Below are 22,667 nucleotides of genomic sequence, written 5' to 3' on the forward strand. Positions count from 1 at the left end.
GGGCCGGAAAATGATTGATTTGAAGCTCTTAGAACAAAGTATAATTGATTTTTCAAATTTAAAACAAGAACCTGAGTGGTTTCAACAATTAAGAAGAGATGCCTTTGTAAAAAAAACATTACTAGCGCTTCCTTCATTTGAAAAAATTAGATACCAAAAATGGCCCATTATACCTGAAACACTGGTTAAAGAATCAGGGGAATTTGTTTCAAAAAAATCGGATGAAAATACGTTTATTCAAGTTGGATCTCGAACGATTAGTTTAAATATATCTGAGGAATTAAAAGAAAATCATGTTATTATTTGCGACTGGTCAACCGCGTTAGTGGAACATGCAGATTTAATTAAGAAATATTTTATGACTAAGGCAGTTAAATGGGATAGTGATTTGTTGACCGCAACGCATTTAGCACAATTAACCGGTGGTTTGTTTATTTATGTACCTAAAAATGTTGTATTAGACAACCCAATTACAACTTATTTAACGCAGGATGCACGGGACAATCAGGACTATGTACAGCATGTTTTAATTGTCGCAGCAGAAAATAGTCAGTTTTCATATCTAGAAAATCGTTCAACAGTCGGTGATCAGATCACAACCGCAAATATTATTGTGGAAGTGATTGCTAAAGCTAACAGTCATGTTAAATTTGCTGGAGTTGATCAATTAGGGGAACATACAACAGCATATATTAACCGTCGGGGTTATTTATTAGGCAATGCAAAAATAGATTGGTCAATTGGATTACTTAATAATGGCAATATAATTGGCGATTTCGATTCTGATTTAATTGGTGCAGGTTCTCACGCAGATGTTAAAGTTGTTGCGATTTCAACAGGAAATCAGATTCAAGGGATTGATACACGGGTGACGAATTATGGTAAACATTCAATTGGTCAAATTCTGCAACACGGTGTAATTTTATCGCGTTCTACATTAATATTTAATGGAATTGGCCATATTATTAAAGGTGCAAAGGGTGCGAATGCTCAACAAGAAAGCCGTGTGCTAATGTTATCCACAAAAGCACGTGGAGACGCTAATCCTATTTTATTAATTGATGAAAATGATGTTCAAGCTGGACATGCAGCTAGTGTTGGACGCGTGAATCAGGAACAATTGTACTATCTGATGAGTCGTGGATTACACAAAGAAGAAGCAGAAAGACTTGTTATTCGTGGATTCTTAGGACCTGTTTTAACGGCAATTCCGGCAGTTGATGTTCGTGAACGATTAATCGAAACAATAGAGGGGAAACTCATTAATGGTCAAAAATTTGAAAAAGTATCGCAATGATTTTCCTATTTTAAAGCAAATTGTGAATGATGAACCGTTAATTTATTTTGACAATGCTGCAACTGTTCAGAAACCACAAGCAGTTATTAATGCCATTTCACATTATTATGAAAATGATAATGCCAATGTACATCGTGGTGTGCATACTTTAGCCGAGCGTACAACACAGCAATTTGAAGATGTACGACAAGCTGTTGCTGATTTTATTCATGCAAAATATTCAGCTGAAATCTTATTTACAAAAGGGACAACCGAAAGTTTAAACTGGGTTGCTCAGGGTTTTGCACAGAATCGATTGAAACCAGGGGATGAGATTTTAATATCTATTATGGAACACCATAGTAACCTTGTTCCTTGGCAACAAGTCGCACAAGCAACTGGTGCTAAATTAGTTTACATCGACATAACAGATGATGGACAATTAGACATTAATGATGCGAAATTAAAAATGACAGCTAAAACTAAAATTGTATCGCTAACTCAAATTTCAAATGTTTTGGGGAGTATAAACCCCATCAAAGAATTAACGGACATGGCACATACAGTCGGTGCGGTTGTTATTTGTGATGGGGCGCAATCAATACCTTATATGCCGATTAATGTTCAGGAGTTAGATGTTGATTTTTTTGCTTTTTCAGGTCATAAAATGGGGGCTGCAACTGGTATTGGCGTTTTATATGGAAAAAGTAATTATTTGAACGAGATGCAGCCACTAGAATTTGGTGGTGAGATGATTGATTTTGTTGAAGAGCAACAATCAACCTTTAAAGATATTCCTTGGAAATTTGAAGCGGGGACACCTAATATTGAAGGGGTCATTTCATTAGGTGCTACTATTCACTATTTAAATGAAGTTGGAATGGTTAATATACAAGCACATGAACAGATGCTCATCACTGATTTATTACCTAAATTAAAAGCCATTTCTGGCATTACTGTCTATGGGCCAACTGAAAGTAAAAAACGATCAGGCGTTATTTCATTTAATTTGGAGGGACTACATCCGCATGACGTTGCGACAGCTCTTGATATGCAAGGAATTGCGGTTCGCGCGGGTCATCATTGTGCACAGCCATTAATGAAGTGCATGGGTGTATCGTCAACTGTTCGTATTAGTTTATATTTTTACAATACTTTAGAAGAAAATCAAAAATTTATTGACGCGTTAATCGCTACAAAGGAGTTCTTTAAAAATGGGACTATCTAAATTAGATAATTTATATCGCCAAGTTATTTTGGAACATGCCACACATCCGCATCATCATGGCTCACTAGTAAAGGGTCAGAAATCAATTGAACTCAGAAATCCAACCTGTGGGGATGTTTTAAAAGTTGAACTTATCATGAGTGACAACAAGGTTCAAGATGTTGCCTTTTCTGGGACGGGTTGTACGATTAGCCAGGCATCTGCAAGTATGATGACTGATGAAATTATTGGTAAAGCAAAAAATGAAATAGAAGAAATGGTGACAACATTTTCAAGAATGGTAACAGGTGAAACGATTGATGAAAATCTTTTAGGTGATGCTGCTATTTTAGAAGGTGTCGCTCAGTTTCCAGCTCGGATTAAGTGTGCCACATTAGCTTGGAAGGCAGTTTATCAAGCTATTAATTTAGAAAATTAGAGAGGAGGTAAGATATGAAAGAACTAGATGTTGGTGGTGAGTATGAATATGGCTTTAAAGATGATATTGAGCCTGTTTATTCAACTGGGCGTGGCTTAACCGAAGCGATTGTTCGAGAAATTTCGGCAGCAAAAAATGAACCAGAGTGGATGTTGGATTATCGACTTCGTGCCTTTGCCTTATATGAAAAGATGCCAATGCCAAGTTTTGGTCCTGATTTGTCTAAGTTAGATTTAGCTAATATGCGCTATTTTCAACGTGCTAGTGATAATGTTGCTAGAGACTGGGAAGATGTCCCAGATAAGATTAAAGAAACCTTTGACCGACTTGGTGTTCCAGAAGCTGAACGTAAATACTTAGCTGGCTCTTCTGCACAATATGAATCAGAAGTTGTTTACCATCATATGCGTGAAGATTTTGAAAAATTAGGAATTATTTTTATGAGTACAGATGCTGCCGTCCAAGAATATCCTGAATTGGTTAAACAGTATTTTGGCAAATTGGTTCCTGCCTCTAATAATAAATTTTCAGCTTTAAATTCGGCTGTTTGGTCTGGTGGTACTTTTATCTATGTACCTAAAGGTGTGAAGACCGAGGTGCCTATTCAAAGTTATTTCAGAATTAATGCGGAGAATACAGGACAATTTGAACGAACATTAATCATTGTTGATGAAGGCGCAAGTGTTAATTACGTTGAAGGTTGTACAGCACCTAATTATTCGGCAGACAGTTTGCATGCGGCAGTCGTTGAAGTGAACGTCATGAAAGATGCCTATTGTCGGTATACAACGATTCAAAATTGGTCAGATAATGTGTATAGCTTAGAGACAAAACGTGCTAGAGCCTTAGAAAATGCGACGATGGAGTGGGTTGATGGTAACCTTGGATCAAAAGTTACAATGAAATATCCAAGTATTTATTTAGATGGTCAAGGCGCACATGGCACAATGTTGTCGATTGCGTTTGCTGGTGGGAATATCGTTCAAGATACTGGGGCAAAAATGATTCACAATGCTAAAAATACGACTTCTTCGATTGTTTCTAAATCGTTATGTAAAGATGGTGGACGAGTTGATTATCGAGGTTATTTAAAATTTGGTAGACATAGTGATGGTTCGTTTGCACATGTCGAATGCGATACAATCATCATGGATGATAAATCAGCGAGTGATACGATTCCATTTAATGAAATTTTAAATGGCAATGTTTCTATGGAACATGAAGCTAAAGTTTCTAAAATTTCTGAAGAACAATTATATTACTTAATGAGTCGCGGAATTTCTGAAGCAAAAGCAACAGAGATGATTGTAATGGGATTTGTTGAACCGTTCACCAAAGAATTACCGATGGAATACGCTGTTGAATTGAATCGTCTGATTGAGTATCAGATGGAAGGCAGTGTGGGGTAAAATAGTTTAGAATGATGTTACTTTTCCTAAAAAGTAAATAAGGGGATAATAATTAAATGATATATGCACTGGAAATAAAAGGCTTAAAAAAAGAATATGCAACGGGTGTTAAAGCGTTACGTGGTATTGATCTGGCTGTAGAAGAAGGGGATTTTTATGCACTTTTAGGGCCTAATGGTGCGGGAAAATCAACGACAATTGGTATTATTACATCTCTTGTGAATAAAACAGCGGGAACAGTGAAGGTTTTTGATTACGATATTGATACCAATTTGGTACAAGCCAAACAACAAATTGGACTTGTCCCACAGGAATTTAACTTTAATCCTTTTGAAACGGTTCAACAAATTGTTGTTAATCAGGCTGGTTACTATGGTGTTCCTCATAAAGAAGCAATGGAGCGCAGTGAAAAATATTTAAAACAGTCAGATTTATGGGAAAAACGTAATGTACGTGCACGAATGCTTTCTGGTGGGATGAAACGAAGATTGATGATTGCCAGGGCATTAATGCATGAACCTCGGTTGCTCATTTTAGACGAACCAACTGCGGGTGTAGATATTGAGTTGAGACGTGAAATGTGGTCTTTTTTAAAGGAATTGAATGAGAATGGCACAACGATTATCTTGACGACTCATTATTTAGAAGAAGCAGAAACACTTTGTCGTCATATCGGTATTATTCAATCAGGTGAGTTGATTGAAAATACGAGCATGAAAACTTTATTATCAAAATTACAATTTGAAACGTTTATTTTCGATTTAGATGTGTATGATAAAAAGCCAGAAATTATAGGGTATAAAAATTCCTTTGAAGACGCGCAAACAATTTCTATCGAAGTTGAACGAAATCAAGGTGTTAATGGGATCTTTAAACAATTTGATGAACAAGGGATAAAAGTTCTTTCTATGCGAAATAAATCGAATCGATTAGAAGAGTTATTCTTGAAAATTACGGAAGAAAAGCACCAAGTGGGGGAGAAACATGTTTAATCAATATTTTACTGCATTAAAAAGTCTCGCAATAAAAGAAACTAATCGTTATTTGAGAATTTGGGTACAGACATTAGTACCACCAGTGATTACAACATCATTGTATTTTATTATATTTGGTAAAATGATTGGTGGCCGAATTGGTGCAATGGGTGGATTTTCATATATGGAATTCATTGTACCAGGGTTAATTATGATGTCGGTGATCACTAGTTCGTATGCTAATGTATCTTCGTCATTTTTTTCTCAGAAATTTCAGAAAAATATTGAAGAATTACTAGTTGCACCAGTACCAACGCATATTATTATATGGGGATTTGTTATTGGAGGACTTGGAAGAAGTGTTTTAGTTGGGGCACTTGTCACTATTATTTCATTATTTTTTGTACCTCTTCATGTTTTTTCGTGGGTCATTATTATTATCACACTTTTGATGACAGCCATTTTATTTTCATTAGCAGGATTAATTAATGGTATTTTTGCACAGTCATTTGATGATGTGTCAATTGTACCTACGTTTGTTTTACAGCCATTAACTTATCTTGGTGGTGTTTTCTATTCTATTTCAATGTTACCACCAGTTTGGCAGGCCATCTCTAAGATTAATCCAATTGTTTATATGATTTCAGGATTTAGATATGGTTTTTTAGGTAAGACTGATGTATCACTTGCTTTATCAATGATAATTCTTATTCTGTTTATTGGTGTTCTTTACTGGATTTGTTGGTATCTTATTAATAAAGGTAGAGGTTTGAGAAGTTAGGATAGCCAATGTAATAATCCTTCTTTCTTATTAATCATTCTGTGACGGTTGATCAATAATGAATCTGGATAGCACCAAAAACAAAAGTCTTATGGCTTTTGTTTTTTTGTTAGGGTACGAAAAATGGTACCAAAGATAGATATCGTAGACTCTTTAAAAGATAGATATAAGGTATATTTTGAAAAAATGTCTGTTTTTCAAGTAAATTATTATTAAAACACTAGAATAACGTTTATACTAGCTACATATAAAACTAAAAAGGAGATAAATAATGACTATAAATAAACAATTAATTAAAGATGATTTATACGAAGCAGTAAATGGTGAATGGTTAAAAACTGCCAAAATTCCTGATGATAAACCTGCGACGGGTGGTTTTAATGATTTAGCTGATGAAATTGATAAAACTTTGATGGCTGATTTTGAAAAAATGTCAGCTGATTCTAGTGTTAAAGCACCATTAATGCAAGAATTTTTAAACTATTATGCCTTAGCAGCTGATTTTGATCGACGTGAATCAGAAGGAACCTTACCATTGAAAAAAGTTTTAGCACCTTTAGAAAATTTAACAAGTTTAGCTGATTTCGATACTAAATGGGCAGATTTTGTTCGTGCGGGTTATCCAACACCACTTGGGTTTGATGTTGATGCTGATATGAAAAATGCTAAAATTAATGCTTTATTTGTGGCAGCTCCGAGTTTGGTTTTACCAGATAAAACGTATTATGAACGAGATAATTCACAAGCTGAAGGTTTACTTAAAGCATTTAGGGCGATGATGACTAAGTTATTAGTTGCTTTAGATTATAGTGAAGAAAATGCAAATCATGTTATTACAGAGGCACTAACTTTTGATCGTAACTTAGTGCCAAATGTCAAGAGTGCTGAAGAATCAGCTGATTATAGTAAAGCGTACAACCCACAAAGTTTCACAGAATTTAGTTCACAAAGTAGTAATTTAGATTTAAAATCAATTGTTAAAAATCTTTTAAATGGGAATGAACCAGAAAAAATAATTGTGACTGAACCTAAATTTTTATCATCTATTGATGAACTCGTGAATACAACTCATTTTACAGAATTTAAAAGTTGGTTAATTGTTAAAACAGTAGGGAGTCTTAGTTCATATTTATCAGATGACTTACGTGTTATTGCTGGTGAATACGGGCGTGCATTATCTGGAAGCAAGGCACCGAAAAAACAACAAAAGTTTGCTTATTATCTAGCCATGGGAACCTATAGTGGGGTTGTGGGCGAATATTATGGATATAAATACTTTGGTGAAGATGCTAAAGCAGACGTTCAACAGATGGTTGAAAAGATGATTAATGTTTATCAAAATAGATTGGCTACTAATAATTGGTTAACAAGTACTACACGTGATAAGGCAATTTTAAAATTAAGTAAATTAGGTATTCAAGTTGGGTATCCAGATAAAATTAACCCGCTTTATCAAAAAATGCACGTTAATATGGAAAAAACATTGCTAGAGAATGCAATGGCCTTTGATAAATTAGCCACTGAAGATATGTTTAGTAAGTGGGATAAACCTGTCGATCGTGATCTTTGGGAGATGAGTGCAGCAACAGTTAATGCTTATTATCATCCCTTTAAAAATATCATTGTCTTTCCAGCGGCTATTTTACAAGCACCATTTTATAGTTTAGAGCAGAGTAGTAGTGCTAACTATGGTGGTATTGGAGCAGTTATTGCGCACGAGATTTCACATGCTTTTGATAATAATGGTGCGCTATTTGATGAGTATGGTAATTTGAATAATTGGTGGAGTGAAGCCGATTTGACCCATTTTAAAGAATTATCACAACAAATGATTACTGAATTTGACGGAACTGAATTCGCAGGCCAAAAAGTTAATGGGACTTTAACAGTTTCTGAAAATATTGCTGATGCTGGTGGGCTTAGTTGTGCACTTGAAGCGGCTAAATCTGAAGACGATACTGATTTTGAAGCATTTTTCATTAATTGGGCACAAGTATGGCGAATGAAGGCTTCAACACAGTATATGCAATTGTTATTATCAATTGATGTTCATGCCCCTGCTAAGTTGCGTGCTAATATTCAAGTTCAAAATTTAGCAGAATTTTATGATGCCTTTGATATTGTTGCAAGTGATGCAATGTATAAAGCAGTCGATGAACGCGTTAATATTTGGTAAATGATTAATTAAGACAAATTAAAAGGACATTATCAAAATGATAATGTCCTTTTTGCTGCGATTGTTTATCCGTAATACTTAAAGGTAGCATATTATAATACTTCGTTCTCTGTAATTTTTTCTTCCAAAACGTTGAAATTATATTCAGAAAGTTCATTTAAGCCATTTTTACTCTCATCAAAGAAAGCAGTTAAACTTTCAGATAACATTAGATTGATAACACGACCAGCTTCAAATTGAACTAAGATAACTGGAATATGAGCTTCTACTGCCATACCAACTTCAAACATAGTACCAGAGTCAGGTTCGTTATCTTCGTCTTCTTTGTAGTCTAAGATAGCAACAACAACGTCTGCGCGATGAACTTGGCGTGTGTCAGCTAAATAAACTGCACGTTGCCATTGTTGACTGAATTGTTCATATTGTTTACTTTGATTATCTTGGGGCAAGTAAATATTGTCACTATCAATTGTTTTGTTCTCTTTTAATGCTGCAACAACTTGAGAAACACGTTCACGTTGTTTGTCGCTAAAAAATGGACCTGCTAAATAAACTTTATTCATTAATATCGTCTCCTGGAATATATATTTGCTTTTTTAAGTATAGCATGACATTTTAAAAATGGGCACAAAAAAAGAAGACAATGAAGTCTTCTTTTTCAATTTCTAAACACCGTAAACGAATTGACCTGAATTAAAGTGGTCAGCTGAAATAACGTAAACGTTACCACTATTACGTAAAGTAAAGTTAGCTAAATCATTTAATAAGTTATTGGTTGTTTTTCCAGGTTCAGTATCGATAATTTGACCATCACTAATTAAACCAGGGAATACAGCGTCTTCGTTAATTAATAAAGTATTAACACGATGTTGCGTTAATAGAGCAAACAAATCGATTGGGTTTGTTTTGCTTGGATTAACTTCATCAAGTGAACGAGCACGATCCAATAAATGATCAATTGTTTGATTGATTAAAATTTGATTTTGATCTAACAAATCTTTTTCAATTTCTGTAGTTGTTAGGGCACTAGGTGATTTTTTAATTGTAATTTCTGAATTAACTGATTTTAATTTTGTTAATTCATGGAATAAGCTTTGATTTTTAGGTAGTCCAATAAGGAAAAGACGTTTATAAATTAATTCGGGATGGGTAACTAGGAATTTTTCAATTGCCAAGTAGTAATTTCTATTATCAATCGCTTTTTCTTCATCCTTAGTATTTAACCCATGGAGGGCGCCAGTAGGGCCATGAGTGGTCGTGGTATCTGTACTTTCAGGACCAAGAGTTGATACCATGTCGATAGGAGCATCCTCTGGGAGTTCTTGTTTCAATAAGACACCTTCTTTGAATTGATGTAATTCAAATGAATCACGGTGTAAGCTTAGGATTGTTCCTGATAATTTTGTTGCTTGTTGAGCTAATAAAGGTAAAGTGTATGCTTCAGGACCAACAATAACTTTATCTACTTCAATAGCGTGATTTAAATTAAATTTAAAGTAATCGTTAGGTGTTAAGTAAAGTGCGATACTAGGGAATTGACCGATTTTATCTGCAATTTCATTAATAAAATTAACCAATTGTGTTTCAATTAGTTCCCAAGTTTTCTTAGGTACATCCGAATGAGCTTCTTTGGCAGTTTTTAAACTAGTTTTTAGTTTTAACTGATTCTTCGCAGCAAAATTAATACCTGGATATGTTTTGATAAAGATTGATACAATGGGTTCTTCTTTGATTGTGAGTAATTTTTTCAAATTGTTATGCATTGACATAATGGTTCCCCCTTTATATGATTACCTTTAGTATAACATCATGAAAACGGTTATCCAACTTATATGGTTACGTTTTCATAAAAGGAGTAAATATGATTTATTTAGAAAAAGATAACAAAAATATTAAAAAAATGGAAGCTTACATGAAAAATAATTTTTCTTACTTAGGGATTAAGACACCAAGTCGACGTGAACTAACAAAGGACTTGATGAAAGAATCTAAGAGTTGGCCTCTAGAAGAGTTAATCTCACAAATTTTAGCTTATTATGGTCGTGAAGAAAGAGAGTATCAATATGTTGCAATCGACTTAGCACAAAAAAATCTTAAACGATTGACGGTTGATGAAGTCCAAGTATTGGTTGAGTTAATTAAGGTTAAACCATGGTGGGATTCAGTAGATGCTTTACGTAAGGTTATTAGTGACTTTTTAAAATTAAGTCCGATAAATTTTAACGATATTAGTAAGCAATTTGAAAACCATGATAATTTCTGGATGCGTCGTGTGGGTATAAATCTTCAGTTAGGCTATCGTGAAGAAACTAATCTAGCTTACTTATCAAAGATGATTTTGAATGATAGAACAACAGATGAATTTTTCATCCAAAAAGCGATTGGTTGGTCATTACGTGAGTATGCTAAGACTGATGAAAATTGGGTTATAACTTTTATTGAGAGCCATGATCTATCAAAGCTAGCTGTGCGAGAAGGACTTAAACATGTGAAGACAAAATAAAAAAGACTGATTTTATTCAGTCTTTTTTGCTTATTTTAAGGTTAAGAATTTATCTCCGGCAAGGTCTCTGTAGAAATTTGCTTTAATTGCTTGTTGATAAGGCATGTACCAAATATAACCAATTCCAAGTGTCACGATTGATAATAGGTACCAACCAACCAGACTTAACTCTATTACGAATAAATCAAATTTGTGTCCGTTCATTAATTCACGGCTTAACGTTATTTTTTTATTAATACTGATGTCAGGATGATTTGGGTTATCTGTTAAGTCTTTGTTAATCATAAAGACTTGTGAATAAGAATAGTATTTAATAATTCCTGGGACAATAAGCAAGAGAGTCCAAAGTGTACTATAAATGGTTTTGAGAATGGCGATACCAATAGATGGGAAAAATAATTCATTTGAGAAAACTTGGAAACTTTGTGTAAATGCATGTTCTGGTGTTTTTTGTGAACTGACCCAAGTTAAGAATGTATATGAAACACCTACAAGTAGAATTTGAAAAATAAGATAAAGAACAACGACAGTTGCTGAAATTATAGGACTGATAGCTGATGATTGGTTATTATTTTCAGTAGAATATAAATTCATAATGTCTGCGTACTCAGTAGAATATAAGCGAGAATAAACAATAAAAATAAGGATTGCTAGTAAGCTAACTAGGATAGCTGACTTCCAGTGTCCTTTAAGTAATGCCTTTGATTCAGATTTCAGTTGTTGTCTCGTTTTTAGTGGTTTTTCCATGATGTGTGTCTCCTTAATTGTATATGTTTTAATAATATTTTAAGCATACATTAAACCAAATATTAAGTCTATACTGACAGATTGAGAATGTGAGTATTTCAATATTTTTAGACGGTATAAAAGTGAAACAAACCAAACTTTTTGTTAGATTGTAGTAAGATGAATAGCGTAATCTATATTAATGGAAGAAGAGTGAGCTAATGGTAAATAAAATGAAGGCCATCGCAGCATTTGGAAAATTTCCGACAGAAGATAAAAATGCATTACGAGATGTCAAAATCGATAAACCGACACCTGAAAATCATGATATTCTTGTGAAGGTAACGGGTATTTCAGTGAATCCAATAGATTATAAATCAAGAATGTTAATTGATTCTGAAGAAAAATTACTTATTTTAGGTTTCGATGCAATCGGGGTCGTCTCTGAAATAGGATCAGAAGTAACACAATTTAATAGTGGTGATAAGGTTTTTTATTTAGGTGTCAATAATCGTTCAGGAAGTAATGCTGAGTATCAGCTAGTTGATGAACGACTAGTTGGAAATGCACCCAAGAAAATAACAGACAGTGAAGCAGCCGCTATGCCACTAACAGGTGTAACAGCATGGGAAGCATTATTTGAAAAATTAAATTTCATTCCAGAGAAAAATGCCAATAGTGGAAAATCAGTTTTAATTATTAATGGAGCTGGTGGTGTAGGCTCTATTGCTATTCAACTTGCTAAATGGGCTGGTTTGACTGTTATCACGACCGCTTCAAGATTAGAAACGAGCGATTGGGTTAAAAAGATGGGCGCTGATATTGTCATTAATCACCGAAAAGATTTGAAGAAACAATTAGTTAAATTAAATATTAATGAAGTTGATGGTATTCTAATATTGCACTCAACAGAAACTTATTTTGATTTAGCAGCAGATATCATCAGACCTCAGGGTATTATTACTTCAATTGTGGGCACATCTGATAATTTACCAATTGGTAAATTAAAAAATAAAAGTAATGAGTTTAAATGGCTAACAGTTTTTACTAAAGGTGTATATTACACGGCAGATATGAGCTCTCAAGGTAAAACATTAAATCGCTTAGCCACGTTATTAGATGAAGGCAAACTAAAATCAACGATGACTAAATCATTGGTGGGGATTAACGCCGATAATTTACGAACGGCTTCTGAAGTTGTTGAAAATGGTAAGATGATTGGAAAGTTTGTAATAACTGGTGAATTTAACGCGGAGGTATAAGCTATTGAGTAAAAAAGAAATTAGAAAAATGATTATTAACAAGATGGTTGATTTGGCAAAAAATAAGGTCCTTGAAAAAAGGAATCAGGAGAAGGCAATTATTGATAAAGTTTTACAATCTGAAGAATGGGAATCGGCTGATTCAATCGGATTAACAATTAGTCAATCGATTGAGTTTAGTACTAACGAATTACTATTGGCGGCACTGTCTCAAGGTAAGAGGGTGTATATACCAAAAACGATGCCTGAAAAGCAACTTGCATTTTTACCTTACTTATCTATTGAACAGGTGCTTATAAAAAGTGATTATGGACTATTAGAACCTGAATATAATGTTGCACTTGAAAAGAATAATTTAGATTTAGTGATTGTACCAGGAGTTGGGTTTAATTTAGAGAATAATCAAAGGATTGGCTTTGGCGGTGGTTATTATGATCGGTATATTGCAAAATATCAACCAAAAACAATTTCACTTTGTTTGGACGTTCAAAATGTAATTTCTGAGAAATGGACAAGTAATCAGTTTGATATTAAAATTGATAAAATTATTACAGTATAAGTTCTATTTGAATAAATCCTTAACAAAATACAGTTTAATAATATTATTTACATTAATATACGAATATAGTAAAATTGTAATTGCTCATTAATGAGATAAACACGAACAAATGTATTTATGAAAAGGAGATTTAAAATGATTAATCGCATTAAATCATATTTTGAAATTGATCAGTTACATACAACGGTTAAACGCGAAATGTTAGCTGGTTTTACAACGTTTATATCAATGGCTTACATATTATTTGTTAATCCTACGATTTTAAGTGCTTCGGGGATGGACAAAGGGGCAGTATTTACTGCAACTGCATTATCAAGTGCTTTAGGCTGTATTTTAATGGGTATTTTAGCTAAATACCCAATAGCAACAGCTCCCGCATTGGGTATTAATGCCTTTTTCTCATATTCAGTTGTTATAGGTATGGGAATTCCATGGCAAACAGCTTTAGCAGGTGTATTTGTAGCATCACTAATTTTTATTTTAATTACTATTTTTAAACTACGCGAAATGATTATTAATGCTATTCCAAGTAACTTAAAATACGCTATCTCAAGTGGTATTGGTTTATTTATTGCTTTTATCGGTTTACAAGATGGTGGCTTAATTATCGCAAACAAATCCACAGTTGTGGGCCTAGGTCCATTGACCGTTGGTACAACATGGTTAACAATCTTTGGCTTAATTGTTACTGCAATTTTAATGGTTAGACGTGTTCCAGGTGGTATTTTTATTGGGATGTTTGCAACAGTTATTCTAGGATTCATCACAGGATTAATTAAAATGCCAACACAAGTTGTTGCCGGTGCCCCAAGTTTGGCCCCAACATTTATGCAAGGCGTTAAACATATTAGTGATATTAACACGGTTCAGTTATGGGTAGTCGTTTTAACCTTCTTGTTAGTTACTTTCTTTGATACTGCTGGAACACTTGTTGGGTTAGCTCAACAAGCCGGATTCATGAAAGACAATAAAATGCCTCGTGTCGGTAAAGCTTTAGTTGCTGATTCAACAGCAATGCTTGCTGGCTCTGTTTTAGGAACATCTCCAGTTGGTGCATATGTTGAGTCTTCAGCAGGTATCGCCGTTGGTGGACGCTCAGGTTTAACGGCTGTTACAACTGGATTATTATTTATTGTCGGGATATTTTTCTCGCCATTATTATCAGTTGTAACAACACAGGTCACTGCTCCAGCATTAATTATTGTTGGTGTATTGATGGCACAATCTTTAACAAAAATCGAATGGACAAAAATGGAAATTGCAATTCCAGCATTTTTAATTGTAATTGGTATGCCATTAACTTATAGTATCTCTGACGGGATTGCTTTGGGAATGATTTTTTATCCAATTACAATGATTGCTGCTGGTCGTCGAAAAGATGTTCATCCAATCATGTACGGACTGTTCTTTGTGTTCTTACTTTTCATGTGGATTTTAAATGTTTAAATAAAATAGCAAACGTAAATGACAGATCTACTATAAACATGGTATTATTTAGACTAAGAGTTTAAAGCGAACAAAAATAATACAATAGGAATGGAGAATATGATGACAAGCGAAAAGATACACATTGGATTACTTTTTGGTGGTAATTCATCAGAACATGACGTTTCAAAACGTTCAGCACATAATATCTACGATGCAATGGATAAAAATAAGTACGAAGTTAGTTTATTCATGTTTACAAAGGAAGGTGTACTACTTGGAGATGCTGCTTCACGTCGCATTTTTGATGGCGAACCAGAAGCAAAAGTTGTTGAAGATGTCTTACCAACAATTGATTTTACAAATCCGTTAGCTAATATCATGAGTTTAACTGAAGTTAAAGATATTGATCTTTTTTATCCAGTTATTCATGGTAATATGGGTGAAGATGGTACAATTCAAGGATTATTTAAACTTTTAGATAAACCATATATTGGTAGTGATGTTCGTTCATCAGCAATTTCATTTGATAAAGATTTAACTAAGAAAATGTTAACGTTAAATAATATCAGAAATACTAAATATTTGGTTGTTAAGGCCAACAATCGTGCTGAAATGACTTACGCACACATTAGTAAGGAACTTGGAGAAGTTGTTTTCATTAAACCAGCTAACCAAGGATCATCAGTTGGTATTCATAAGGCACATAACGAAAAAGAATTCCTTGAAGGTATAGAAGATGCATTTTTATATGACACAAAGCTTTTAGTTGAAGAATCAATCGAAAATCCTGATGAAATTGAATGTTCAATTCTTGGAAATACTGATTTAAAAGCTTCAAAATTAGGTGCAGTTATCGTACCTAAATCTGATGTATTTTACGATTACAATAATAAATTCGTTGATGCTTCAGGTGTGGAATTTGAAATGCCTGTTGAATTACCAGATGAATTAACAAAAGAAATCCAAGACATGTCATTACGTGCTTTTGAAGCATTGGGTTGTCGTGGTTTAGCACGAATTGATTTCTTAGTTAAAGATGGTATTCCATATCTTGGTGAACTAAATACGTTACCTGGATTCACAAACATTTCGCTTTATCCACAATTGTGGGAAGTTTCAGGAATTGGTTATTCAGAATTAATTGATAAATTAATCCAATTAGCATTCGACGAACATGCCGCTGTTAAAGAATTACATTATGACTTTACTGAATTACCTGAAATCTAAATTTTAAGAAGATTATTAGTCTGGAGACAGCACTAGTAATCTTTTTTATTTGAGTGAAGGAGAGAATAGAATATGGAAAGATGCCCATGGGCCCAATCGGGTAATCAGTTAATGCAAGATTATCATGATGAAGAATGGGGAAAGCCGCTTTATGGCGATCAACAACTATTCAGATTATTGAGTTTAGAATTAATGCAAGCAGGGTTGAGCTGGAAGACCGTTTTAAATAAACGTAATCATTTTAATCACGCTTTTGAAAATTTTTCAATTTACAAAGTTAGTCAATTTGATGAAGATAAAATTGCGGAACTAATGGAAAATGCAGATATTATTCGAAATAAGCAAAAAATTATCGCTATTATCGCGAATGCACAGGCGATCATAAGAATGAACCAAGATGGGCAATCATTTGATTCATTTTTATGGGAATTTGTAGCAAATAAACCAATTAATAATCTCTGGCGACATGCAGAGGATGTTCCAGCTGAAACCGACATTTCAAAAAAGTTATCTAAAGAATTGAAGAAATTAGGGTTTAAGTTTGTTGGTCCTAAAATTATTTATTCATTGATGCAAAGTATGGGTATGGTAGATGACCATATTACTTTATGTAAATTCAAGACAAAATAAAAAGAAATTAACCAATTATGGCTAATTTCTTTTTTTATTTTTTAAGATTATTTTTAAGAGCAGGTGTGTTATTTAAATCTGTTCGAACAACTAAGACATCAGAAACAGCAACTCGAGTTACGTATTCTGTAACTGAACCAATTAATAATCGTTCGACTGCATTCAATCCAGTAGCGCCGATCACAATTAAATCAATATCTAAATTAATAGGAACATTTTTAGCAATAACTACTTTTGGAGAACCATACTCAATTGAGTAGTCAACATTCTTAAGACCAGCTGCTTTTGCTTGTGCAATATACTTATTCAATGTCTCTTTTGCTGTATCACTAACTTGTTCAACCATTGACGTATCAAAACTTGAGATATTTTGGAATGCTCTAGTGTCAATAACATGCAAAAGATGAAGTGTAGAATCTTCGCCATTTCTTAAAGCTACTTGTACTGCTTTTTCGAATGCTAATTTTGCTTCATCAGAACCATCTACAGGAACTAAAATATTTTTATATTGTTGTAACATGGTCGGCCACCTCTTTCTTTTATATACCTCTATTTTACGACAAAACGAATGAAAATAGAAGTAAAAACGGTTACAAAGTTAGATTAATGCATAAAAAAAGATAAAATAATTGTTAAAGCACCAACCGTAAGGCAGGCTAGAGTAACTAGTATCCCACAAAATATGGGTATAAAAATGATTACTGAAATTAAGCCAACTAAGCTTTCAATACAGATAATTAACCCAAAGACAAGTAGTATTGAGCTTAGCACCTGGTTTGACTCAGGTTTAAATATCATAAAATTTTTGTTGCGATGTGAGAATAAGTAATAGCCGATAGTCAAGAGTAAGAGTGAAAGAACGGCTAAAAGTATCCGAATTAACATTTAAAGACTCCTTTATTCTTAATAAAAAAAGTCTGAGCAAACATAGTTTGCCCAGACCATCAAAGCAAAAGCTTTGGAATATCCGCGTAGTGCCGTTAATCATCTTCGTGAGTTGAGCCCGCAGTGAAGCAGGTGGCATCGACTGTACTAGCCTCTAACTACCAAGTGAAAAGGCTTGAAATTAGCTAGCCTATCAAGTTGACGCCTAGGTATAATTATTTGTTCGGTCAACATTCTAATAAGATAACGCGTACACTTCAGAACTTCATCTTTAATATAGCACAGACTTTTAAAAGGTGCAACAATTATGATGTAAGCGGCAACAAATCATCTTTTTGATGGATGTAATTTACTATATTGTTCTTTAAGTCCTTGTTCATAACGCCCGTTTGCTTTAGGCTCATAATAATTAGCATCTTTCAATTTATCTGGAAGATATTGTTGGGCAACCCAATCATTTGGATAGTTATGTGGAAATTTATAACCAATACCATGACCTAAATCTGCAGCACCTTTGTAATGTGAATCTTTTAAATGAGCAGGAATATCTCCAAAACCACCTTTTTCAATATCAGCAATTGCATTATTTATGGCAACATTTGCCGAGTCTGATTTGGGTGAGAGGCAGAGATCAATTACTGCGTTAGACAGAGGTATTTTAGCCTCTGGAAAGCCAATTTTTTCTGCCGCCTGTACAGCAGTTAAGGTTCTAGCACATGCTGCAGGGCTACTTAATCCGACATCTTCGTATGCCATTGTGATTAAACGCCTTGCAATTGTAGGTAAATCACCAGCAAGAATTAAACGTCCTAAGTAATGTAAAGCCGCGTTAACATCGGAACCTCTTACTGATTTTTGAAAAGCAGAAATAACATCATAGTGAGCATCGCCATCTTTATCATGGGTTAATGCTTTTCTTTGTAGACACTCTTCTATGACTGATAGTGATAAGGTAATGACACCTGAACTATCAGGTGGGGTTGACTTAGCAGCTAGTTCAAGTGCATTCAAAGAACTACGTAAATCTCCGTTGGTTGCTCGCGCTAAGTGTAACCGTGCATTAGCTTCTAAATTAATATTAAGATTTCCGAGACCAATATTTTTATCTACTAGTGCACGATCAAGTGCAGTTTCAATATCATTTTCGTCTAAAGGTTTAACTTCAAAGATTTGTGTTCGACTTCTAATAGCTGGATTGATGGTAATGTAAGGATTTTCTGTTGTTGCACCGATTAAAATAATTTGGCCACTTTCTAAGTGGGGTAATAAGAAGTCTTGTTTAGGTTTCGTTAATCGATGGATTTCATCTAAAAGTAAAATAACAGTACCGCTCATTTTTGCTTCTTCAGCTACGATTTCAAGGTCTTTCTTAGAATCAGTTGCAGCATTTAATTTACGAAATGCATACTGAGTTGATCCGGCAATAGCACTGGCGATACTCGTTTTACCAGTGCCAGGTGGTCCGTATAAAATCATAGATGAAAGCAGTTTTGCTTCGACCATTCGTTTGATAATTTTACCTGGACCAACAAGGTGTTGTTGGCCAACGACTTCTTCAATTTTAGTTGGTCGCATTCTGAATGCAAGTGGTTGTAACATATGTGGCTCCTTTCACGTTGATTACTAAAGAATAGTATAGCATATTGCATAAATTTAATTGGCACAATGGATTGCAAATATGAAGGATTAATTCAAATATTTGGTACAATGTAATAGACAAATGAGGAGGCACAATGATATGAAACTAGATGCAATCGGATTACAAATTCAGGAAGAAAAGCTCGCACCTCTACTTAGAAAATCGTTGATAGGATTAGAGCGAGAAACTCAAAGAGTGAAGAATACGGGAGTGCTGAGTTCAACTGATCATCCTGAATCATTAGGAGATAGATTTAAACATCCTTATATAAAAACAGATTTTGGCGAATCACAAATGGAATTTATCACGCCACCAATTGAGGGGGCTGATAATGTTATTAACTATCTAGATGCCATTCAACAAGTCGCAACACAAGAATTGGATAGTGATGAACAGTTATGGCCATTGAGTTCAATTCCTAAATTACCAGTGGATGAATCTAAAGTAAGAATAGCGCATCCAGATGAATTAGGATTTATATACCGAAATAAATTAGCAGAAAAGTATGGAAAAAAACGTCAACTTTTTACGTCTGTACATCTTAATTTTAGCTTTCCAGAAAAAGTAATTCAGATTTTATTTGATTCTGAGTTTCATAGTTATTTTAATTCTTATATAGAATTTCATAATTACGTCTATTTAAAAATTGGACGCAAATTTATGGAAAAGAGTTGGCTTACAACTTACTTGTTTGGAGCAACACCAATTGTTGAAAGTACTAATTATAATGCTTGTCATCCGGTTAGAAGTGTTAGAAACAGTGAATTTGGCTATACCAATATTGATAGTTCAGTTCAAGCTTCTTATCGATCAATTAACTCATACGTTACGTCACTTAATAAGATGGTCCAGAATGGTAAATTGTTATCATTTTCTGAATATTATGGAGATGTACAATTTAAATCAGCTACTAAAAAGGAAGATACATTAATTTCATCTGGTGTTAATTATATTGAACTCCGTGGATTTGATGTTGATCCATTTTCTCGTGTTGGTATTCAAGGTGACACAATTAAGTTTATTCAATTATTAGCGGCTTACTTTCTAATGACGCCAGATATGGCAGAAAATGAAGTTGATGATATTATATTTAAAGCGAAACAATTAAAAAATGAGGTGGCAATAGAAGACCCTAAAACAACCTCGATTGTTAAAAATGCTGCAATAAAACTGCTGAACGAATTAATTTTATTTAATGATAATTTTTATCTAGATAAAAATTTAGAGGATACATTAGTTCAATTTAAATTACAATTTGAACGACCTGAATTGAGTCTGAGTGCAAGGATAGTTGATGAAGATATTAATAAATCGTTGGCTGATTTTGCAATGGAACAAGCAAAATCTAATAAGATAAAGTATCAGTCACAGTTAAGTTCATTGATTGGCTTTAACTGTTACTCGAAAAATACGCAGCTTATTTTAGCAGCGTTGATAAAAAGAGGGTCTTATTTTGATCTTGTTGACAGTGATTTGGACGTCATACGGGTGAACGGACATCTTCTGCAAAATGGGGTAATTTCTGATTTAGATACCAGTGTTTTAAACAAAATTGCATATGACAAGCAAACAACTAAAAAAATATTGGGCAACCTTGATATTAAAGTTCCTAGTAGTATTAATGTACACACTTTAGATGAAGCTATGAACTATTATGCAGATGTAGTCAACAAAGCATTAGTTATTAAGCCAAGATTCATAAAGAGCAGTCAAGCAACACATGTATTTCGAGTGGCTCCGACGTTAAGCGAGTATAAAGAAGCCGTTAAACGTATCTTATCAATTGATACACAAGTTTTAATTGAAGAAATTACTGTTGGGTCAGTCTATCGATTTATGATTGTAGGTGGCCATGTAAAGGGTATTGTTGAAAGATTACCAGTTAGTGTAGTTGGCGATGGACGAAAGACGTTGGCACAGTTAATTACAATAAAAAATGCACAAGTAGAACGTACTAGTCAAGGTCCATGGTATCCGCTTAAATTGTCAGAAGTTGAACATCAAACAATAGCATCACAAGGTATTACTGAATCAACTGTTATTTCAAGAGGGTCTGAAGCAATCATTAGATATGATAGTAATTTTTATTCGGGTGCAAATCAAAATGAAGTTAGCAATCAAATGGACGAATCATATATAGCGTTAATTGAAGGTTATGCAAAACGTTTAAAAATGACGATGGGGGCAGTTGATGTGGTTATTCCTAACTTGTATATAGCATATGACTATAGACATAGGGATGCTTTAACCGTTCTTTCAATTGAAACGGCTCCTGATTTATCGATAAATTCGTTTCCTAATTTTGGAGATAACCAGCCTATTGCTAATGAAATAGTAAAGATTTTAGAAACCAAATAAAAAACTTAAACTACACTTAATATAAAAGTGTTAGTTTAAGTTTTTATGCTAATCGAATAAATTTTCAAAAAATGATTTTTTCTTTTCTGGCGTTTCAACTTGTATAATTGGATATTTTTCATTAATATCAATAACAGATTCATTAATCGCATTTTTTTCAGAAGCGACAACTAGCCCCATAATTTCAACCCCATCAGGAGTATCATTATTTGATGTTAATGTAAATTTAACATCATGCTTATGCGTTAAGGTGATGTATGGGGCTAATATATTCTGATCAATTGTACCATTAAGTAGAACATGATAGTCGGGATGTTCAAGTAGTTCTTTTTCAAATCCAGCCATATTTTTAGATGCTGTTACCTCAGCAACAGTCATTGCTAGGCTGACCCGCTCTCTAAATGTCCCTAAGTACTTTCTTTGTTCATCGGGATGAAGTTGAGGTGTTCCGTAAAGGCCAGATTGAAGATGTGGATCTAAGTTATTTTCAGTCATGGAGTTGACCACCTTTCAGTAAGTTATGAATTTAGCATACCATGTTTGATACAAAAGGAGAGAGCGAAATGTTTATAAAAGATGATTTTTTAATTTTTAAAGATCAAACATTAGACGGACGATTAAAAAAAATAAAGACAATTATTGATCCCAAATTCGAAAAGGTGGGAGCTGAACTACTACCTTTTTTAGAAGAACAATTAGGAATTAAAATGTATTTGCACATTGCAAAACATGCTAGAAGATCAAAAAATCCACCGCCTGATACTTGGATGGCTTTTAGCGAGAATAAACGTGGCTATAAAATGATGCCACATTTTGAAATTGGTTATTGGGATGATCGGTTATTTATCTGGTTATCTGCATTAGCAGATATTAAAGACAAAAGCTTGTATGAAGAGGGCGTTTCTGAATCAATAATAATGATTCAGAAACTAGAAGATACTTTCGTGTGGTCAGTGGATCATACAAATAAAGAGACGGGTACTTTAGCAAACACAATAACACTTACTGATAGTCAAAAGTGGAGTAGTGTACAAACTAAAGAACTATTGATTGGACAGAATTTAGCTATTGAAGATGAGTTTTTTAGCTTAAATGAATATAAACAACTAAACGACTTGAAAAATACATTACTGCCACTAATTGAAATCTATAAAATATGGACAAAAAAAACATCTCATTAAGAATGAG

General features: G+C 33.8%; 21 protein-coding genes. 15 read left to right on the forward strand and 6 right to left on the reverse strand.

Annotation, left to right across the window (positions count from 1 at the left end; all coding sequences use genetic code 11):
* The first annotated feature begins 10 nt into the window (after nucleotides 1–10).
* From sufD to AC1RPK_RS05360, 7 genes are all read left to right on the forward strand, one after another.
* Entirely contained in the window at nucleotides 11–1,297 is a 1,287-nt protein-coding gene (gene sufD, locus AC1RPK_RS05330; protein WP_481761646.1) for a Fe-S cluster assembly protein SufD, read from the forward strand.
* A complete protein-coding gene (locus AC1RPK_RS05335) occupies nucleotides 1,266–2,504 on the forward strand; it encodes an aminotransferase class V-fold PLP-dependent enzyme (protein WP_481761647.1) in 1,239 nt (412 codons plus the stop codon). The genes sufD and AC1RPK_RS05335 overlap by 32 nt, the downstream gene beginning before the upstream one ends.
* Nucleotides 2,491–2,922: a Fe-S cluster assembly sulfur transfer protein SufU gene (sufU, locus tag AC1RPK_RS05340; RefSeq protein ID WP_481761648.1), complete on the forward strand. Its 432-nt coding sequence runs from the start codon at nucleotides 2,491–2,493 to the stop codon at nucleotides 2,920–2,922. The genes AC1RPK_RS05335 and sufU overlap by 14 nt, the downstream gene beginning before the upstream one ends.
* A gap of 14 nt (nucleotides 2,923–2,936) precedes the next feature.
* On the forward strand, nucleotides 2,937–4,331 hold the full coding sequence (gene sufB / locus AC1RPK_RS05345; RefSeq protein ID WP_481761649.1) for a Fe-S cluster assembly protein SufB: 1,395 nt from the start codon (nucleotides 2,937–2,939) through the stop codon (nucleotides 4,329–4,331).
* Nucleotides 4,332–4,387: 56 nt separating this feature from the next.
* The gene (locus AC1RPK_RS05350) at nucleotides 4,388–5,323 is read left to right on the forward strand and encodes an ABC transporter ATP-binding protein (RefSeq protein ID WP_481761650.1); all 936 of its coding nucleotides are present in this window, start codon (nucleotides 4,388–4,390) and stop codon (nucleotides 5,321–5,323) included.
* A complete protein-coding gene (locus AC1RPK_RS05355; protein WP_481761651.1) occupies nucleotides 5,316–6,086 on the forward strand; it encodes an ABC transporter permease in 771 nt (256 codons plus the stop codon). The genes AC1RPK_RS05350 and AC1RPK_RS05355 overlap by 8 nt, the downstream gene beginning before the upstream one ends.
* Before the next feature lie 271 nt (nucleotides 6,087–6,357).
* Nucleotides 6,358–8,262 carry a M13 family metallopeptidase gene (locus AC1RPK_RS05360; protein ID WP_481761652.1) on the forward strand — a complete coding sequence of 635 codons (1,905 nt, stop codon included), beginning with the start codon at nucleotides 6,358–6,360 and terminating at the stop codon, nucleotides 8,260–8,262.
* 92 nt (nucleotides 8,263–8,354) lie between these two features.
* On the opposite strand, the gene AC1RPK_RS05365 is transcribed toward AC1RPK_RS05360, so the two are convergent.
* Both AC1RPK_RS05365 and AC1RPK_RS05370 read right to left on the reverse strand, forming a co-directional pair.
* Nucleotides 8,355–8,825 (reverse strand): nucleoside 2-deoxyribosyltransferase, encoded by a 471-nt coding sequence (locus AC1RPK_RS05365; RefSeq protein ID WP_481761653.1) that lies wholly within the window; start codon nucleotides 8,823–8,825, stop codon nucleotides 8,355–8,357.
* A gap of 102 nt (nucleotides 8,826–8,927) precedes the next feature.
* Nucleotides 8,928–10,031, reverse strand: coding sequence for a baeRF6 domain-containing protein (locus AC1RPK_RS05370; RefSeq protein ID WP_481761654.1), 1,104 nt, complete (start codon nucleotides 10,029–10,031; stop codon nucleotides 8,928–8,930).
* Between the two features lie 92 nt (nucleotides 10,032–10,123).
* Here AC1RPK_RS05370 and AC1RPK_RS05375 point away from each other — a divergent pair, with 92 nt between their 5' ends.
* Entirely contained in the window at nucleotides 10,124–10,765 is a 642-nt protein-coding gene (locus AC1RPK_RS05375; RefSeq protein WP_481761655.1) for a DNA alkylation repair protein, read from the forward strand.
* Nucleotides 10,766–10,795: 30 nt separating this feature from the next.
* Here AC1RPK_RS05375 and AC1RPK_RS05380 read toward each other — a convergent pair whose 3' ends face one another.
* On the reverse strand, nucleotides 10,796–11,512 hold the full coding sequence (locus AC1RPK_RS05380; protein WP_481761656.1) for a DUF975 family protein: 717 nt from the start codon (nucleotides 11,510–11,512) through the stop codon (nucleotides 10,796–10,798).
* 200 nt (nucleotides 11,513–11,712) lie between these two features.
* Here AC1RPK_RS05380 and AC1RPK_RS05385 point away from each other — a divergent pair, with 200 nt between their 5' ends.
* From AC1RPK_RS05385 to AC1RPK_RS05405, 5 genes are all read left to right on the forward strand, one after another.
* Nucleotides 11,713–12,753 (forward strand): zinc-binding alcohol dehydrogenase family protein, encoded by a 1,041-nt coding sequence (locus AC1RPK_RS05385; RefSeq protein ID WP_481761657.1) that lies wholly within the window; start codon nucleotides 11,713–11,715, stop codon nucleotides 12,751–12,753.
* 4 nt (nucleotides 12,754–12,757) lie between these two features.
* Complete coding sequence (locus AC1RPK_RS05390; RefSeq protein ID WP_481761658.1) at nucleotides 12,758–13,312, forward strand: 5-formyltetrahydrofolate cyclo-ligase; 555 nt, start codon at nucleotides 12,758–12,760, stop codon at nucleotides 13,310–13,312.
* Between the two features lie 135 nt (nucleotides 13,313–13,447).
* Nucleotides 13,448–14,758: an NCS2 family permease gene (locus tag AC1RPK_RS05395; protein ID WP_481761659.1), complete on the forward strand. Its 1,311-nt coding sequence runs from the start codon at nucleotides 13,448–13,450 to the stop codon at nucleotides 14,756–14,758.
* Between the two features lie 102 nt (nucleotides 14,759–14,860).
* The gene (locus AC1RPK_RS05400; protein WP_409022784.1) at nucleotides 14,861–15,967 is read left to right on the forward strand and encodes a D-alanine--D-alanine ligase family protein; all 1,107 of its coding nucleotides are present in this window, start codon (nucleotides 14,861–14,863) and stop codon (nucleotides 15,965–15,967) included.
* A 72-nt stretch (nucleotides 15,968–16,039) separates the two neighbouring features.
* Nucleotides 16,040–16,597, forward strand: a complete 558-nt coding sequence (locus tag AC1RPK_RS05405) for a DNA-3-methyladenine glycosylase I (RefSeq protein WP_481761660.1) — start codon at nucleotides 16,040–16,042, stop codon at nucleotides 16,595–16,597.
* A 34-nt stretch (nucleotides 16,598–16,631) separates the two neighbouring features.
* Here the strand turns inward: AC1RPK_RS05405 and AC1RPK_RS05410 are convergent, their stop codons facing one another.
* Together AC1RPK_RS05410 and AC1RPK_RS05415 are read right to left on the reverse strand one after the other, a co-directional pair.
* Nucleotides 16,632–17,117: a universal stress protein gene (locus AC1RPK_RS05410; protein ID WP_409022337.1), complete on the reverse strand. Its 486-nt coding sequence runs from the start codon at nucleotides 17,115–17,117 to the stop codon at nucleotides 16,632–16,634.
* Between the two features lie 692 nt (nucleotides 17,118–17,809).
* Entirely contained in the window at nucleotides 17,810–19,081 is a 1,272-nt protein-coding gene (locus AC1RPK_RS05415; RefSeq protein ID WP_481761661.1) for a replication-associated recombination protein A, read from the reverse strand.
* A gap of 139 nt (nucleotides 19,082–19,220) precedes the next feature.
* Between AC1RPK_RS05415 and gshAB the strand changes: the two genes are divergently transcribed.
* On the forward strand, nucleotides 19,221–21,479 hold the full coding sequence (gene gshAB / locus AC1RPK_RS05420; protein WP_481761662.1) for a bifunctional glutamate--cysteine ligase GshA/glutathione synthetase GshB: 2,259 nt from the start codon (nucleotides 19,221–19,223) through the stop codon (nucleotides 21,477–21,479).
* A gap of 48 nt (nucleotides 21,480–21,527) precedes the next feature.
* Here gshAB and AC1RPK_RS05425 read toward each other — a convergent pair whose 3' ends face one another.
* Nucleotides 21,528–21,974 carry a YueI family protein gene (locus AC1RPK_RS05425; RefSeq protein ID WP_481761663.1) on the reverse strand — a complete coding sequence of 149 codons (447 nt, stop codon included), beginning with the start codon at nucleotides 21,972–21,974 and terminating at the stop codon, nucleotides 21,528–21,530.
* 68 nt (nucleotides 21,975–22,042) lie between these two features.
* On the opposite strand from AC1RPK_RS05425, the gene AC1RPK_RS05430 reads away from it, so the two are divergent.
* Nucleotides 22,043–22,660 (forward strand): DUF1054 family protein, encoded by a 618-nt coding sequence (locus AC1RPK_RS05430; RefSeq protein WP_481761664.1) that lies wholly within the window; start codon nucleotides 22,043–22,045, stop codon nucleotides 22,658–22,660.
* The last annotated feature ends 7 nt before the right edge of the window (nucleotides 22,661–22,667 follow it).

It is taken from the genome of Dellaglioa sp. CoH-55-MRSF-6, assembly GCF_056782215.1.